Annotated in this window: 13 protein-coding genes; 10 read left to right on the plus strand and 3 right to left on the minus strand. The window is 71.2% G+C overall.

Features of this window, described 5'->3' with window-relative positions; translation table 11 throughout:
• Positions 1-203: 203 nt before the first annotated feature.
• Positions 204-1,127, minus strand: coding sequence for an SDR family oxidoreductase (locus BMX97_RS06470; RefSeq protein ID WP_091746879.1), 924 nt, complete (start codon positions 1,125-1,127; stop codon positions 204-206).
• Positions 1,128-1,230: 103 nt separating this feature from the next.
• Between BMX97_RS06470 and BMX97_RS06475 the strand changes: the two genes are divergently transcribed.
• Complete coding sequence (locus BMX97_RS06475; protein ID WP_091746882.1) at positions 1,231-1,863, plus strand: TetR/AcrR family transcriptional regulator; 633 nt, start codon at positions 1,231-1,233, stop codon at positions 1,861-1,863.
• 16 nt (positions 1,864-1,879) lie between these two features.
• Here BMX97_RS06475 and BMX97_RS06480 read toward each other — a convergent pair whose 3' ends face one another.
• Positions 1,880-3,352 (minus strand): pyridoxal phosphate-dependent decarboxylase family protein, encoded by a 1,473-nt coding sequence (locus tag BMX97_RS06480; protein ID WP_091746885.1) that lies wholly within the window; start codon positions 3,350-3,352, stop codon positions 1,880-1,882.
• A 384-nt stretch (positions 3,353-3,736) separates the two neighbouring features.
• Between BMX97_RS06480 and BMX97_RS06485 the strand changes: the two genes are divergently transcribed.
• The 9 genes from BMX97_RS06485 to atpC all read left to right on the plus strand — a co-directional run bounded on the left by BMX97_RS06485 (position 3,737) and on the right by atpC (position 12,951).
• Positions 3,737-4,057 (plus strand): hypothetical protein, encoded by a 321-nt coding sequence (locus tag BMX97_RS06485; RefSeq protein ID WP_143074565.1) that lies wholly within the window; start codon positions 3,737-3,739, stop codon positions 4,055-4,057.
• Between the two features lie 107 nt (positions 4,058-4,164).
• Positions 4,165-6,141: a PhoX family protein gene (locus BMX97_RS06490; RefSeq protein ID WP_091746890.1), complete on the plus strand. Its 1,977-nt coding sequence runs from the start codon at positions 4,165-4,167 to the stop codon at positions 6,139-6,141.
• 60 nt (positions 6,142-6,201) lie between these two features.
• The gene (locus tag BMX97_RS06495; RefSeq protein ID WP_091746893.1) at positions 6,202-6,693 is read left to right on the plus strand and encodes a glutathione peroxidase; all 492 of its coding nucleotides are present in this window, start codon (positions 6,202-6,204) and stop codon (positions 6,691-6,693) included.
• A gap of 109 nt (positions 6,694-6,802) precedes the next feature.
• The gene (locus tag BMX97_RS06500; protein ID WP_091746896.1) at positions 6,803-7,504 is read left to right on the plus strand and encodes a DsbA family protein; all 702 of its coding nucleotides are present in this window, start codon (positions 6,803-6,805) and stop codon (positions 7,502-7,504) included.
• Between the two features lie 400 nt (positions 7,505-7,904).
• Positions 7,905-8,477, plus strand: coding sequence for a F0F1 ATP synthase subunit delta (locus BMX97_RS06505; protein ID WP_091746899.1), 573 nt, complete (start codon positions 7,905-7,907; stop codon positions 8,475-8,477).
• A 64-nt stretch (positions 8,478-8,541) separates the two neighbouring features.
• Positions 8,542-10,071 carry a F0F1 ATP synthase subunit alpha gene (gene atpA, locus BMX97_RS06510; protein ID WP_060846897.1) on the plus strand — a complete coding sequence of 510 codons (1,530 nt, stop codon included), beginning with the start codon at positions 8,542-8,544 and terminating at the stop codon, positions 10,069-10,071.
• A gap of 30 nt (positions 10,072-10,101) precedes the next feature.
• Positions 10,102-10,986, plus strand: a complete 885-nt coding sequence (locus BMX97_RS06515; protein ID WP_091746902.1) for a F0F1 ATP synthase subunit gamma — start codon at positions 10,102-10,104, stop codon at positions 10,984-10,986.
• 25 nt (positions 10,987-11,011) lie between these two features.
• On the plus strand, positions 11,012-12,469 hold the full coding sequence (gene atpD, locus BMX97_RS06520; protein WP_091746907.1) for a F0F1 ATP synthase subunit beta: 1,458 nt from the start codon (positions 11,012-11,014) through the stop codon (positions 12,467-12,469).
• Positions 12,470-12,549: 80 nt separating this feature from the next.
• Positions 12,550-12,951 (plus strand): ATP synthase F1 subunit epsilon, encoded by a 402-nt coding sequence (atpC, locus tag BMX97_RS06525; protein ID WP_060846894.1) that lies wholly within the window; start codon positions 12,550-12,552, stop codon positions 12,949-12,951.
• A gap of 77 nt (positions 12,952-13,028) precedes the next feature.
• On the opposite strand, the gene BMX97_RS06530 is transcribed toward atpC, so the two are convergent.
• Positions 13,029-14,360, minus strand: a complete 1,332-nt coding sequence (locus tag BMX97_RS06530) for a sulfatase-like hydrolase/transferase (RefSeq protein ID WP_091746910.1) — start codon at positions 14,358-14,360, stop codon at positions 13,029-13,031.
• Positions 14,361-14,459 lie beyond the last annotated feature (99 nt).

Below are 14,459 nucleotides of genomic sequence, written 5' to 3' on the forward strand. Positions count from 1 at the left end.
CGCGTGACTACGTGACCGTCTGCCGTCCTGCATCGCACTGCGTAAAGACAGCGCCGCGTCGCCTGCCAGGTGGACGGGCCCTGCCTCGGCCACGGCGGCGGAGCGCTCTGCGCGATCGGCCGCCTTCGCGACGCAGGGCGGGAGGTTCACGAGGGATGCGGAGGCGACCAGCCCTGCACTAACCATCCGGGCGAGGATCGGCGTCATCGGGCCTCCGGGAAGCTCACGCCGGTGAGGCGCTCGGACATCTCCCACAGCCGCGCGGCCGCCGCCTCGTCCAGCGCCTGGGCGGGGATCCGCGCGGGGCCGGGCGCGCCGCGGGTCTCGCCGAGGCGGATCGGGCCGTAATACCCACCCGCTTTCGCCGCCGGCGCGGCCGCGGCGTAGAGGGTCGGCAGCGCGCCCTGCGCGACGGGCTGGAACAGGAACCACAGGAGGCTCCGCGCCAGCCCGCCGACGCTGCGGGCGCCGGCGCCGTTCGGCAGCAGATCGGTGCGGGCGATGCCCGGATGGGCGGCGAGGCTGGCAAGGCCCCATCCCCCGGCATCGCTGCGGCGCTGGAGCTCGAGGGCGAACATCAGGCAGGCGAGCTTCGACTGGCTGTAGACCGCCATCGGCCGGTAGGCGCGCTCCGCCTGGATGTCGTCGAAGGCGATGCGCCCGCTGCGGGCCGCGACGCTCGACAGCGAGACGACCCGCGGGGCGCCGGCCCGGCTCAGCAGCGGCAGCAGGCGCGCGGCGAGGGCGAAGTGGCCGAGATGGTTGGTGGCGAATTGCAGCTCGTGGCCGTCGGCGGAGACCTGCCGCGTCGGCGGGGCCATCACGGCGGCGTTGTTGATCAGGAGGTCGATCCGGTCGCGGCTTCCCGCCATCCGCTCGGCGAAGGCGGCGACCGAGGCGAGGCTCGCGAGGTCGAGGGCCTCGAACGCGACCCGCGCCTCCGGCACCGCCTGCCGGATGCGGGCGAGCGCCGCCGCGCCCTTGTCCGGGTTGCGCCCGGCGACGATCACCTCCGCCCCGGCGCCGGCGAGGGCCAGGGCGTCCTCGAGGCCGAGGCCCCCGGTCCCGGTGACGATCGCGGTGCGTCCCGCCTGGGACGGCAGATCGGCCAGCGTCCAGCCCGACATGGTCGCGACTCCCTTTCACCGAGTGCATGATCGCACTCAGTGCAAATTTATTACTGCACCGGGTGCAACTTCTCAAGGGGGAAGCGCCGTGCGAGAAGGCCGCATGGAGAGCGAGTCTGGACAGCCCGTGAGCCTGCGCGCGCGCAAGCGCCAGGAGACGCTGCGGCGGATCGCCGAGACCGGCCTGCGGCTGTTCGGCGAGCGCGGCTACGAGGCGACGACGCTCGACGCCATCGCGGAGGCCTCCGGCATCTCGCGTCGGACGTTCTTCTCCTACTTCCGGTCGAAGGAAGAGATCCTGCTGGACTGGCAGATGCGGGGTTTCGGCGCGCAGCTGCGCGAGGCGGTGCTGGCCCAGCCCGACGCGGCGCCGGTCGACGTCGTCCGGGGCGCCATGCTGCACCTCGTGGCGGGCATCCGAACCCAGGAATTCATCAGCATCGACCGGGTGCTGCGCGCGAACGAGACCTTGCAGGCGCGCAAGCAGGCGACCTACGGCCTGCACGAGCGGGCCTTGCACGAGGCTCTCGTCGAGCGCTGGCCGGACCCCGCCCGCAGCCAGGCCTTGCGCCTCGTCGCGATGGTCTCCCTCGGCGCGATGCGGCTGGCGATCGAGGCCTGGATCCAGGCCGGCGGCGACCGGAGCGCCGCCCCGTTCCTGGAGGAGGCCTTCGCGCAGATCAGGATAGAGGTCTGCGGACACTCCGGAACGAGCAGACAGCTATCCGCATCGTGATGCTCTGGCCTTCAGTTCACCCCACCCGCAACCCCGCGGCGATCTCCCGGATCGCGTCCCACGCCGTCATCACGTCCGCCCGCGTCGTATTGGTCTGGCCGACCTGGAAGCGGAGGACGAAGCGATCCCCGTGCCGGGTCTGGGTCAGGTAGGTGCGACCGTCGTCGTTGATCCGTTCCAGAAGGCGGGCGTTCAGCGCGTCGAGGTCGTCCGCACCGTCACCGGTGCCCGCACCGGCACCGGTGCTCGCACCGGCACCGGTGCTTGCACCGGCAGGGGCGTAGCGGAAGCTGAACAGCGAGAGGACCGGCGCCGAGGTCAGCTCGAAATCCGGGTCGGCGTCGATGATCCCGGCGAGCTCCCGCGCCCAGGCGACGTGGGCGCGGATCATCTCCCGCAGCGTCTCGACGCCGTAGGAGCGGATCACGAACCACAGCTTCAGGGCCCGGAAGCGGCGCCCCAGCGGGATCGACCACTCGTTGTAGTCGACGACGCCGTCGCGCCCGAGCGTGCGCAGGTAGGCGGGGCGCAGGCCCAGCGTGTCGGTCAGCGCCTTCGGGTCGCGGACGAAATGGGCCGAGCAGTCGAAATGGGTGAACAGCCACTTGTGCGGGTTGAACACCAGGCTGTCGGCGAGCTCGGCGCCGCGCATCAGGTCGCGGAACTCGGGACAGATCATCGCGCTGCCGGCCCAGGCGGCATCGACGTGGAGGAACACCCCGTGCCGCTGTGCCACCGCGGCGACCGCCTCGATCGGGTCGCAGGCGCCGATGCCGGTGCCGCCCAGGCACGCGACGATGGCGGCCGGCACCCGCCCGGCCTCCCGGTCGGCCCGGATCGCCGCGTCGAGGGCGTCCGGGTCCATGCCGTGGAGCGGGCCGGTCACGGGGATCCGCACCAGGTTGGCGTCGCCGATGCCGGCGATGCGCACCGCCTTGTCGACGGAGGAATGGACCTGCTGCGAGGCGTAGACCCGCAGGGTCGGCCCGCCCGCGAGGCCGGTCGCGTTGCCGGTGAAGCCGAGCGCCCGCTCGCGCGCGGTGAGGAGGGCGGCGAGCGTCGCGCCCGAGGCCGAATCCTGGATCACGCCGGAAAAGTCCTGGGGCAGGCCGATCATCTGGCGCAGCCAGTCCATCACCCGGGTCTCGAGCTCGGTCGCGGCCGGCGAGGTCTGCCAGAGCATACATTGCGCGGCGAGCGCCGCGGTGACGAACTCCGCCACCAGGGAGGGCGGGCTGGCATTGGCCGGGAAATAGGCGAAGAAGCGCGGGTGCTGCCAATGGGTCATGCCCGGCATCACCACCCGGTCGAGATCGGAAAAGATCCGCTCCATCGGCTCGCCCGCGGCGGGCGGGGTCTCGGGCAGCTGACGGAGGATCTCGCCGGGGGCCACCTGCGCCCGCACCGGCCGCTCGCCGACGCCTTCGAGGTAATCCACCGACCAGTCGGCAGCCCGGTGCGCCCAGGCCCGAAACGTCTCGTCGTCCATCGCGTCCGCGCTCCTCCCGACGGCCCGGTCTTCCGGTGCCCGGACGGGGGTCTAGCAGGTTTCGAGGAGCGCGCCTCCCCGCGCCGGGGTCGGGGCCGGCAATCGAGGCCGGGCGCGCGCCAGCAGGCTTTTCCCGGCGAACAGTCCATCGCGCGGGCGATCCACTTGAGCGCCCCACCGAAACATGCCACGCTCAATCAAGCGGGACATATTTGCGGTTTCTTAACCAATTTTAGGTTGTAATGATCGAGTATCGAATCATTTCAGCGTGGCGTTACAGGACGAAAGCACCAATTTGTCGAGGACGGATTGGATTGTCGCCATCTGTTTCGGGACTTCTTAACACGTCGTGTTAGTTCATGGGGCGGGAACGAGAGGAGCGGGATGTTCGGCAGACCCACACAGGCGAGACCATCCGGCACGCTGACCCAGCGCCATGCCCGCATGAACCGCGACGGGGCGGACCAGGACACCTGCCTGATCTCTCTCGGCGATCAGCCGGTCTCGCTGCTGGTGCGCCTCGAGCCCGTCACCGCCGCGCCGGAGCACTGCCACAAGTGGCGCGTGGCCGAGACCTACGGGCCCTGCCGGGGCTTCACCCGCGCGCCGCTCTTCGATACCCCGGACGCGGTGATCGACTGGATCGCCCACCGCCTGCCCGACCCGACCCCGCGGCCCTGGCTGGACGCGCACCTGCTGCCCTGAGGCCCGCCCGCCCGGCCGCGGACGCATCGCCGGGCGCCGTCATCCCGCCGCCATGGTCCGCCGGGTAAGCTCCCGGGTCGCATGACAGGGAGCGCCGAGGGGACCCGATGACGCAGCCGTCGCTGAACCGTTCGCAGCAGGCCGAGGCGGCCGAGGATGCCGGCTCCAACCCGAGCCCGAACCCGACCCTCGGCGAGGTCGTGGCCCGGCGCTTCGACCGGCGCGAGATCCTGCGCGGGGGCCTGGCCGCGAGCCTAGCCGTCTCGGCGATCTCGGCGACGCTCGCGCCACGGGCCGTCGCGGCGGCGGGCCCCGAAACCTTCCCGTTCCGCGAGCTGCCGGCCGGCGCCGACGAGCGCCACCATGTGGCGGAGGGCCACGACGCCGAGGTGCTGATCCGCTGGGGCGATCCGGTCCTGCCGGGCGCTCCGGCCTTCGACCCGCACAGGCAGAGCGCCGCCGCGCAGGCGCAGCAATTCGGCTACAACAACGACTTCCTGGGCTTCTTCCCGCTGCCCGGCGCGAGCGACCCGGCCGGCCACGGCCTCCTCGTCGTCAACCACGAATACACCAACGAGGAGCTGATGTTCCCCGGCCTCGGCCGCCAGGACGGCAAGGTCGCCTTCGCGGGCATGAACCGCGACCTCGTCGACATTGAGATGGCGGCCCATGGCGGCTCGGTGATCGAGGTCATACGCGAGGACGGGCGCTGGCGGGTGGTGCCGGAATCCCGTTACGCCCGCCGCATCACCGCGATGACCCCGATGCGGATCGCCGGCCCGGCCGCCGGCTCGGCCCGCCTGCGCACGGGCGCCGACCCGGACGGCACCCAAGTGCTGGGCATGCTCAACAACTGCGCCGGCGGCGTGACCCCGTGGGGCACCTGGCTGACCTGCGAGGAGAACGTCAACTACTACTTCCAGGGCCGCCTGGCCGAGGGTTCGCCGGAAGCCCGCAACCACAAGCGCCTCGGCATGCCGGGCAACCTCTACGGCTGGGCCCGCTTCCACGAGCGCTTCGACTTGGGGAAAGAGCCCAACGAGCCGAACCGCTTCGGCTGGGTGGTCGAGATCGACCCGTTCGATCCGACGAGCGTGCCGGTGAAGCGCACCGCCATGGGCCGCTTCAAGCACGAGGGCGCGGCGGGCGCGATGGCGCGCGACGGCCGCTACGTCGTGTTCCAGGGCGACGACGAGCGCTTCGACTACGTCTACCGCTTCGTCACGAAGGACCCGGTCAACACCGCCGACCGGGCGGCCAACCGCGACATCCTCGACCACGGCACGCTGTCGGTCGCCCGCTTCGACGCCGATGGCCGCGGGACCTGGCTGCCGATCGTGTTCGGGCAGGGACCGCTGACGCCGGAGAACGGGTTTCGCGACCAGGCCGACGTGCTGGTCGAGACCCGCCGGGCCGCCGACCTCTTGGGCGCCACCAAGATGGACCGGCCGGAGGACGTCGAGGCCAACGCCAGGACCGGCAAGGTCTACGTGATGCTGACCAACAACACGCGTCGCAAGGCCGACCAGGTCGATGCGGCGAACCCGCGGCCCGACAACCGCTTCGGCCACATCGTCGAGCTCTCGCCCGAGGGCGGCGACTTCGCGGCCGGCGCCTTCGCCTGGGAGGTGCTGGTGCGCTGCGGCGACCCGTCGGTCGCGGCGGTCGGCGCCACCTTCTCGTCGGCGACGACGAAGGACGGCTGGTTCGGCATGCCGGACAATTGCGCGGTCGACGGAGCGGGCCGCCTCTGGGTCGCCACGGACGGCAACTCGCCGTCGAAGACCGGCCGGGCCGACGGCATCTGGGCGATGGAGACGGAAGGGGCCCGCCGCGGCACCGCCAAGCACTTCTTCCAGGTGCCGATGGGGGCCGAGATGTGCGGCCCCTACTTCACCCCCGACGACACCACCTTCTTCGTCGCCGTGCAGCATCCCGGCGAGGCCGACGAGGAGGACCCCAGCGCCGTGCCCGCCACCTTCGAGAACCCGGCGACCCGCTGGCCGGACTTCGACCCCGCCCTGCCACCGCGCCCGGCGGTGGTGGCGATCACGAAGCGGGGCGGGGGGAAGGTGGGGGCGTAGACGCCCCTCGGGCCCGCTCCACGCGAGACGAAGGGCGGCGGCCTGGGGCATAAGGTGGCGATGACCACCGTCCACGACTTCGTCCCCGCCGCCCCGGACGGCACGCCCCACCCGCTGGCGCAGTACCGCGGGAAGGTGCTGCTCGTCGCCAACACCGCGTCGGCCTGCGGCTTCACCCCGCATTATGCCGGGCTGGAGGCGCTGTGGCGGCGCCACCGCGATGCCGGCCTCGTGGTGCTGGGCTTTCCCTGCAACCAGTTCGGCGCCCAGGAGCCGGGCGATGCGGCGGAGATCGCCCGGTTCTGCACGACGACCTACGACGTGACCTTCCCGCTCTTTGCCAAGGTCGCGGTGAACGGGCCCGGGGCCGAGCCGCTCTTCGCCCACCTGAAGCAGGAGAAGCCCGGGCTTCTCGGCACCCGGGCGATCAAGTGGAACTTCACCAAGTTCCTGGTCGGGCGCGACGGCCGGGTGATCGCCCGCTTCGCCCCCCGGGTGACGCCGCAGGCCCTGGAGGCGGCCGTGGTGGAAGCGCTGGCGGCGCGGGCGTGAGGCCATCATCCGGCCAAAATGGCCGAGCTAGACCTTCGGGGGTAACGACAGCCCGTCGCGTGCCGGACCCGGGCTCCCGAGGCCCGCCCAGGATCCCCCGAGGACTCCCATGCCGCTTTCCCGCCGTACCCTGATCGCCGCCTCCCTGGCGGCGCTCCCCGCCCTCGCCCCGGAGGCGCGGGCGCAGGCCGACGGCCAGTGGCGCGCAATCACCGGCGACAACGGCCAGCCGCTGCCCAACACCCGCCTGCCGGGCGAGCTCGTCTCCGAGATCGGGCGGCTGCGCGGCGTGACCTGGATCGGGCCGCGCGAGGCCTCGGTCACCCTCTTCGAGTTCTTCGACTACAACTGCCCCTGGTGCCGGGCGGCGGCGCGCGACCTCGACGACCTCGTCAGGGCCAATCCGGACCTGCGCATCGGGCTGATCAACAACCCGATCCTGTCGGTGCAGTCGGCCCAGGCCGCCAAGGTGGCGCTGGCCGTGCAGCGGGCCGGCGGCTCGGCGGCGACCGCGGGGCTCTACGCCGCGCTCCTCGGGCCCGGCACCGCCGGGCGGATCGACGGGACGCGGGCGCTCGAGGCGGCGGCCCGCCTCGGCCACGACCGGGCGGCGATCGAGCAGGCGGCGGATTCCGACGAGGTGCGCGAGGCCCTGAAGAGCCAGATGCGGCTCGCCGCGAATCTCGGCCTGCACGCCACCCCGTCCTACGTCGTCGGCACCGCGGCCTTGCTCGGCTATCCGGGACCGAAGAGCCTCGCCCGGATGCTCGCGGCGGTGGCCGAGTGCGACGAGATCGCCTGCGGGAGCTGACTCCCGGACCGGCGCGGCCCGAAATTTTTCGGAAACCATCACGAAACCTTGCCCGTCCGCCCCGGTGCCGGCGCGACCTCGCACGACGCGGCACCGGCGGGTTTTCGCGCGCGCCATCCGACCAACGTCGAAGGCGCGCCCCGGGTGATGCCCGCGATGACGCGCGGAAGGGCCCCGGACCGGATTAAATCCAGGGCCCGCCTCGCGATTGGCGCACGCCCGCGCTCGCCTTGCGCCCCCCGAAAACCCATGCTAGGCCGGCGCCGCGCCGGGGGAGGGGGCAGTCTTCTCGCGCCGGAGCCTTTCCCATCATCGACGGGCCGCGCGCCGCCGCCGCTCCTTTTCAGGCCGGCGCGATGCGGCCGGACCCGTCGGGCCAGGACATGAAGAGAGAGCGCTGGTGGCTCAGAACGCATCGGAATCGGGTTCTCCCCTGGCGGGCGCCGCCGGGCGGTACGCCTCGGCGTTGTTCGAGCTCGCCCGCGACGAGCGGGCCGTCGACGCGGTGGCGGAGGGGCTCGACCGGTTCGACGCCCTGCTGACCGAGAGTGCCGACCTGCGGCGCCTGGTGCGCAGCCCGGCCTTCTCGGCCGAGGACCAGGTCAAGGCGATCGAGGCGGTGGTGGCCAAGGCCGGCATCCAGGGGCTGGCCGCCAACTTCATCCGCCTGTCGGCCGCCAACCGCCGGCTCTTCGCCCTCCCCGACATGATCCGCGCCTACCGTGAGCTGGTGCGCGAGTCGAAGGGCATCGTCCGTGCCGAGGTGCGGCTGGCCGAGCAGCCCTCCGACGCGGTGCTCCAGGACATCAAGGCGTCCCTGAAGGACGTCGCGAAGGCCGAGGTCGACCTCGACCTGCGCATCGACCCGAGCCTGATCGGCGGCATCGTCGTCAAGCTCGGCTCGCGCATGGTCGACGCCTCCCTGCGCACCAAGCTCAACAGCATTCGCCTGGCGATGCAGGGCGCCCGCTAAGGGCCCCGCCGCACCCGCCGACTTAAGAACAACGCCCGATACGAACGAACGAGGGAAGGTCCAGATGGACATCCGTGCCGCCGAGATCTCCGCCATCCTGAAGGAGCAGATCAAGAACTTCGGCCAGGAGGCCGAGGTCACCGAGGTCGGTCAGGTCCTGTCGGTCGGCGACGGCATCGCCCGCGTCTACGGCCTCGACAACGTCCAGGCCGGCGAGATGGTCGAGTTCGAGTCGGGCGTGCGCGGCATGGCCCTGAACCTCGAGCAGGACAACGTCGGCGTCGTGATCTTCGGCTCCGACCGCGAGATCAAGGAAGGCCAGACCGTCAAGCGCACCGGCGCCATCGTGGACGTGCCGGTCGGCAAGGGCCTGCTCGGCCGCGTCGTCGACGCGCTCGGCAACCCGATCGACGGCAAGGGCCCGATCGTCGCCGAGAAGCGCAGCCGGGTCGACGTGAAGGCCCCGGGCATCATTCCGCGCAAGTCGGTGCACGAGCCGATGGCGACCGGCCTCAAGGCGATCGACGCCCTGATTCCGATCGGCCGCGGCCAGCGCGAACTGATCATCGGCGACCGCCAGACCGGCAAGACCGCCGTCGCGCTCGACACCATCCTGAACCAGAAGCCGGCTCATGCCGGCACCGACGAGAAGGCCAAGCTGTACTGCGTCTACGTCGCGGTCGGCCAGAAGCGCTCCACCGTCGCGCAGTTCGTGAAGGTGCTCGAGGATAACGGCGCGATGGAATACTCCATCGTCATCGCCGCCACCGCCTCGGACGCCGCCCCGATGCAGTTCCTGGCGCCCTTCGCCGGCTGCGCCATGGGCGAGTACTTCCGCGACAACGGCATGCACGCCGTGATCGTGTACGACGACCTGTCGAAGCAGGCCGTGGCCTACCGCCAGATGTCGCTGCTGCTGCGCCGCCCGCCGGGCCGCGAGGCGTACCCGGGCGACGTGTTCTATCTGCACTCCCGCCTGCTCGAGCGCGCCGCCAAGATGGGCGACGCCGCCGGCAACGGCTCGCTGACCGCGCTCCCGGTCATCGAGACCCAGGCCAACGACGTCTCGGCCTACATCCCGACCAACGTGATCTCGATCACCGACGGCCAGATCTTCCTCGAGACCGACCTGTTCTACCAGGGCGTGCGCCCGGCGGTGAACGTCGGCCTCTCGGTGTCGCGCGTCGGCTCCGCCGCCCAGACCAAGGCGATGAAGTCGGTCGCCGGCAAGATCAAGGGCGAGCTGGCGCAGTACCGCGAGATGGCGGCCTTCGCCCAGTTCGGCTCGGACCTCGACGCCTCGACCCAGAAGCTGCTCAACCGCGGCGCCCGCCTGACCGAGCTCCTGAAGCAGCCGCAATTCTCGCCGCTGAAGATGGAAGAGCAGGTCGCGGTGATCTACGCCGGCGTCAACGGCTACCTCGACACGATCCCGGTCAACCGGGTCCGCGCCTTCGAGGACGGCCTGCTCTCGACCCTGCGCACCCGCCATGCCGACCTGCTCGACACGATCCGCTCCTCCAAGGAGCTGTCGGCCGACAGCGGCGCCAAGCTCAAGGGCGTGGTCGAGTCCTTCGCCAAGTCCTTCCAGTAAGCCCCCGGCTCGACACCAAAGGACCCTCCGATGGCGAGTCTGAAGGACCTGCGCAATCGCATCACCTCGGTGAAGGCGACCCAGAAGATCACCAAGGCGATGCAGATGGTCGCCGCCGCCAAGCTGCGCCGCGCGCAGATGGCGGCGGAGAGCGCGCGGCCCTACGCCGAGCGCATGGCGCAGGTGCTCGGCAACCTCGCCTCCAACCTGACCCCCGGGGCGGAGACGCCCCGGCTGCTCTCCGGCACCGGCCAGGACCGCACCCACCTGCTCCTCGTCTGCACGGCGGAGCGGGGCCTGTGCGGCGCGTTCAACTCCTCGATCTCGCGGCTCGCCCGTGACCATGCCCGGCGCCTGATGGCGCAGGGCAAGACGGTCAAGATCATCTGCGTCGGTAAGAAGGGCTACGACGTCCTGCGTCGCGAGTTCCGCGACCAGATCGTCGAGCTGATCGAGCTGCGCGGCGTGCGCCAGCTCGGCTTCGAGAACGCCGAAGGCATCGCCCGCAACCTGCTCGGCCGCTACGACGCGGGCGAGTTCGACGTCGCGACCCTGTTCTACTCGCGCTTTCGCTCGGTGATCGCCCAGATCCCGACGGCGCAGCAGATCATCCCGGCCGACATCGCCCCGACGGACGCCGCTCCCGCGGTCTCCTCCGACGCGGTCTACGAGTACGAGCCCGGCGAGGGCGAGATCCTCGCCGCCCTTCTCCCGAAGAACCTCACCGTTCAGATCCTTCGGGCGCTCCTGGAAAACGCCGCCTCCGAGCAGGGCGCGCGCATGGGCGCCATGGACAGCGCCACGCGCAACGCCGGCGAGATGATCAAGAAGCAGACCTTGATCTACAACCGGACGCGCCAGGCGATGATCACCAAGGAGCTGATCGAGATCATCTCGGGCGCCGAGGCGCTCTGACCGCACGCAATCAGGGATTAGCATCATGGCGAACACTGCCACCCCCGTCGCCGGCTCGACCAACACCGGCCGCATCACCCAGGTCATCGGCGCCGTCGTCGACGTGCAGTTTCAGGGTCACCTGCCCGAGATCCTGAACGCCCTCGAGACCAAGAACAACGGCAACCGCCTCGTCCTCGAGGTCGCCATGCAGCTCGGCGAGAACACCGTGCGCTGCATCGCCATGGACACCTCCGAGGGCCTGGTCCGCGGCCAGGAGGTCACCGACACCGGCTCGCCGATCCGCGTGCCCGTCGGCGCCAACACGCTCGGCCGCATCATGAACGTCATCGGCGAGCCGATCGACGAGGCCGGCGAGATCAAGACCGAGTCGCTCCGCGCCATCCACCAGCCGGCCCCGTCCTACGCCGAGCAGTCGACCGAGGCCCAGATCCTCGTCACCGGCATCAAGGTGGTGGACCTGCTCGCCCCCTACGCCAAGGGCGGCAAGATCGGCCTGTTCGGCGGCGCCGGCGTCGGCAAGACCGTGCTCATCATGGAGCTCATCAACAACATCGCGAAGGCCCACTCGGGCTACTCGGTGTTCGCGGGCGTCGGCGAGCGGACCCGCGAGGGCAACGACCTCTACCACGAGATGATCGAGTCCAAGGTGAACATGGACCCCAAGGAGCACGGCTCCGCGGAAGGCTCCAAGTGCGCCCTGGTCTACGGCCAGATGAACGAGCCCCCGGGCGCCCGCGCCCGCGTCGCGCTGACCGGCCTCACCGTCGCCGAGCACTTCCGCGACGAGGGCCAGGACGTGCTGTTCTTCGTCGACAACATCTTCCGCTTCACTCAGGCGGGCTCCGAGGTGTCGGCGCTGCTCGGCCGCATCCCGTCGGCGGTGGGCTACCAGCCGACGCTCGCCACCGACATGGGCGCCCTGCAGGAGCGCATCACCACCACCACCAAGGGCTCGATCACCTCGGTGCAGGCGATCTACGTGCCGGCCGACGACCTGACCGACCCGGCGCCCGCCGCCTCGTTCGCCCACCTCGACGCCACGACCGTGCTGTCGCGCTCGATCGCCGAGAAGGGCATCTACCCGGCGGTGGACCCGCTCGACTCGACCTCGCGCATGCTGTCGCCGGCGATCCTCGGCGAGGAGCACTACACCGTCGCCCGCCGCGTCCAGCAGGTGCTGCAGCGCTACAAGGCGCTCCAGGACATCATCGCGATCCTGGGCATGGACGAGCTGTCCGAGGAGGACAAGCTCACGGTGGCCCGCGCCCGCAAGATCGAGCGCTTCCTGAGCCAGCCGTTCCACGTCGCCGAGATCTTCACCGGTTCGCCGGGCAAGCTCGTGGCGCTCGAGGACACCATCAAGGGCTTCAAGGGCCTGGTGGACGGCGAGTACGACAACCTCCCCGAGGCCGCCTTCTACATGGTCGGCTCGATCGAGGAGGCCAAGGAGAAGGCCCAGCGCCTCGCCGCCGCGGCCTGATTAGGCAGCGACAAGACGGGCCCGGCTAAACGCCGGGCCCTTTCGCGTGCGTCTGACGAAACCGGAAACGACCTGACCCCATGGCCACCTTCCAGTTCGACCTCGTCGGCCCCGAGCGGATCCTGTATTCCGGCGCGGTCGATGCCGTGCAGCTTCCGGGTTCCGAGGGCGAGATGACGGTGCTGCCCGGGCATGCGCCCGTGCTCACCACCCTCAAGACCGGCATGCTGGTGATCACCGAGAGCCCGCAGAAGGGCAAGCGGGTGCTGGTGCGCGGGGGCTTCGCCGAGATCAACGCGACCTCGCTCACCGTGATCGCCGAGCGCGCCACCCCGCTCGAGGAGCTGACGCCGGCGATCATCGACGCCGACATCGCGGCGGCCGAGCTCCTCTACGACGCCACCGACGATTACGACCGCAAGATCGAGATCGAAGGCCAGATCGCGCAGCTGCGCGAGGCCAAGGTGGCGCTGAGCTTCTGATCCTCGCGCGACCCGGCGACGAGCGACCGTTCCCCGGAGGGCGGCGGAGCCTCACGGCTCCGCCGCCCTTATCGCGTTCAGGGCTTGGCCGCGGCGAGGCCCGTGGCGGCGACCGGGATCGGCGACAGGTGGATCCACGGCACCCGGCCGGGCGCGAAGGCGTCGCGGGCGCTCCTGCGCCACAGCGGCGGGGCGTGGTCGCCGACGAGCAGGATCTCGGTCCCGGGATGGGCCACCGTCAGGCGGGCGACCGCCTCGAACACGTCCTGCCACACCTCCACCATGGCGCAGACCTCCCGGTCGGAAAACCGGCTCTCCGGCGTGCCGCAATGCTGGCGCGGCGTGCCCGTGCCGGGCGCCACCGGCACGTGCGAGGACAGGGTAAGCCAGTAGACGAAGGCGGGGCCCGGGGCCGCCATCTCGGCCGCCACCGCCTGCGCCACGTCGGTGTCGCAGGCGCCCGGGAAGGGGCCGCCGCAGGGATGGGGAAAGCGGGGCTCCAGCGCCTCGGCGAAGAGGCTGCGCTGGAAGCCGGCCTGCGGGTACCAGCGTGCCCGGTGGTAGAAGCCGGCATGGAAGCCGTGCAGCGAGACCGTGCGGTAGTCGCGGGCCGTGAACCGCTCGGGCAGGCAGGCCGGGGCGTCGCGCAGGAAGGCCTCGTCGTAGGTGCGGTAGGTGCCGCACAATTCCCGCATCTCGCCCGACGCGGTCGCGCCGAAGAAGGCCGTGGTGCCGGTCGCGACGGTGTAGAGCCGGCGCAGGTCCGGAGCCTCGAACGGCGCGGCGAGGATCGCCCGCTGGGCCGGGTCGCGCAGGAGGCCCAGGCTCTCGACCACCACCATCAGGACGCGGCGGGGTGGGTGCGCCTGATCGGGCAGGGCGTCGAAGCCGGAGGCGAGGCTCGCCGATTCGAACGGATGGCCGAGGCTCGCCAGCGCGCCGAAATCGTAGGCCGTGGTGCCGTTGGCGAGCCCGTCGCCGATCATCAGCGCGGCTGCCGCCGCGGCGAAGACCGCGCGGCTGCCCCGGCGCATCGCCGGCCCCGCCCGCACCAGGAACGCCAGGTAGGCGAGGGTGACGGAGGCCGCGGTCACCGCGCCGGCCGCGTAGGCCGGGGTCGCGAGGAGCGAAGCCAGGACGTCCGGGTCGAGCGCCCGCCAGGTCGCCTCGAAGCCGAGGAAGAACATCCGGCCGACGACCTCGACGACGTCGAACAGGACCGTCGCGAGGCCGAGCAGCGCCAGGATCCAGCCGCGCATCCGCCCGCCCAGCAGGGCGATCGCCGCGTAGAGCGCGATGGCGCTGGTCCGTGCCGGCACCCCGGCGACGGTGCTGGCGGCCAGGGCCAGGATGTTCGGGAGCAGAAGACCGCCGGCGAGCAGCAGCAGATCCGATCGGCCCAGCCGCAACCTCTTCGGGAGTCTTCGGACGAACGGGAGCATGGCCAACCACGGCAAGAGGTCGTTGTCGCGAGGACACGACCATCCCTAGCCCGGACTTGGTTAAGC

It is taken from the genome of Methylobacterium sp. ap11 (assembly GCF_900110515.1).
GTDB lineage: Bacteria > Pseudomonadota > Alphaproteobacteria > Rhizobiales > Beijerinckiaceae > Methylobacterium > Methylobacterium ajmalii.

What these genes read in the sequence shown, in the direction of transcription:
- BMX97_RS06495 (WP_091746893.1), top strand. Translation starts at nt 6,202, where the DNA reads ATGACCACCGTCCACGACTTCGTCCCCGCCGCCCCGGACGGCACGCCC.
- atpA (WP_060846897.1), top strand. Translation starts at nt 8,542, where the DNA reads ATGGACATCCGTGCCGCCGAGATCTCCGCCATCCTGAAGGAGCAGATC.
- atpC (WP_060846894.1), top strand. Translation starts at nt 12,550, where the DNA reads ATGGCCACCTTCCAGTTCGACCTCGTCGGCCCCGAGCGGATCCTGTAT.
- BMX97_RS06480 (WP_091746885.1), bottom strand. Translation starts at nt 3,352, where the DNA reads ATGGACGACGAGACGTTTCGGGCCTGGGCGCACCGGGCTGCCGACTGG.
- BMX97_RS06515 (WP_091746902.1), top strand. Translation starts at nt 10,102, where the DNA reads ATGGCGAGTCTGAAGGACCTGCGCAATCGCATCACCTCGGTGAAGGCG.
- BMX97_RS06470 (WP_091746879.1), bottom strand. Translation starts at nt 1,127, where the DNA reads ATGTCGGGCTGGACGCTGGCCGATCTGCCGTCCCAGGCGGGACGCACC.
- BMX97_RS06500 (WP_091746896.1), top strand. Translation starts at nt 6,803, where the DNA reads ATGCCGCTTTCCCGCCGTACCCTGATCGCCGCCTCCCTGGCGGCGCTC.
- BMX97_RS06490 (WP_091746890.1), top strand. Translation starts at nt 4,165, where the DNA reads ATGACGCAGCCGTCGCTGAACCGTTCGCAGCAGGCCGAGGCGGCCGAG.
- atpD (WP_091746907.1), top strand. Translation starts at nt 11,012, where the DNA reads ATGGCGAACACTGCCACCCCCGTCGCCGGCTCGACCAACACCGGCCGC.
- BMX97_RS06475 (WP_091746882.1), top strand. Translation starts at nt 1,231, where the DNA reads ATGGAGAGCGAGTCTGGACAGCCCGTGAGCCTGCGCGCGCGCAAGCGC.
- BMX97_RS06485 (WP_143074565.1), top strand. Translation starts at nt 3,737, where the DNA reads ATGTTCGGCAGACCCACACAGGCGAGACCATCCGGCACGCTGACCCAG.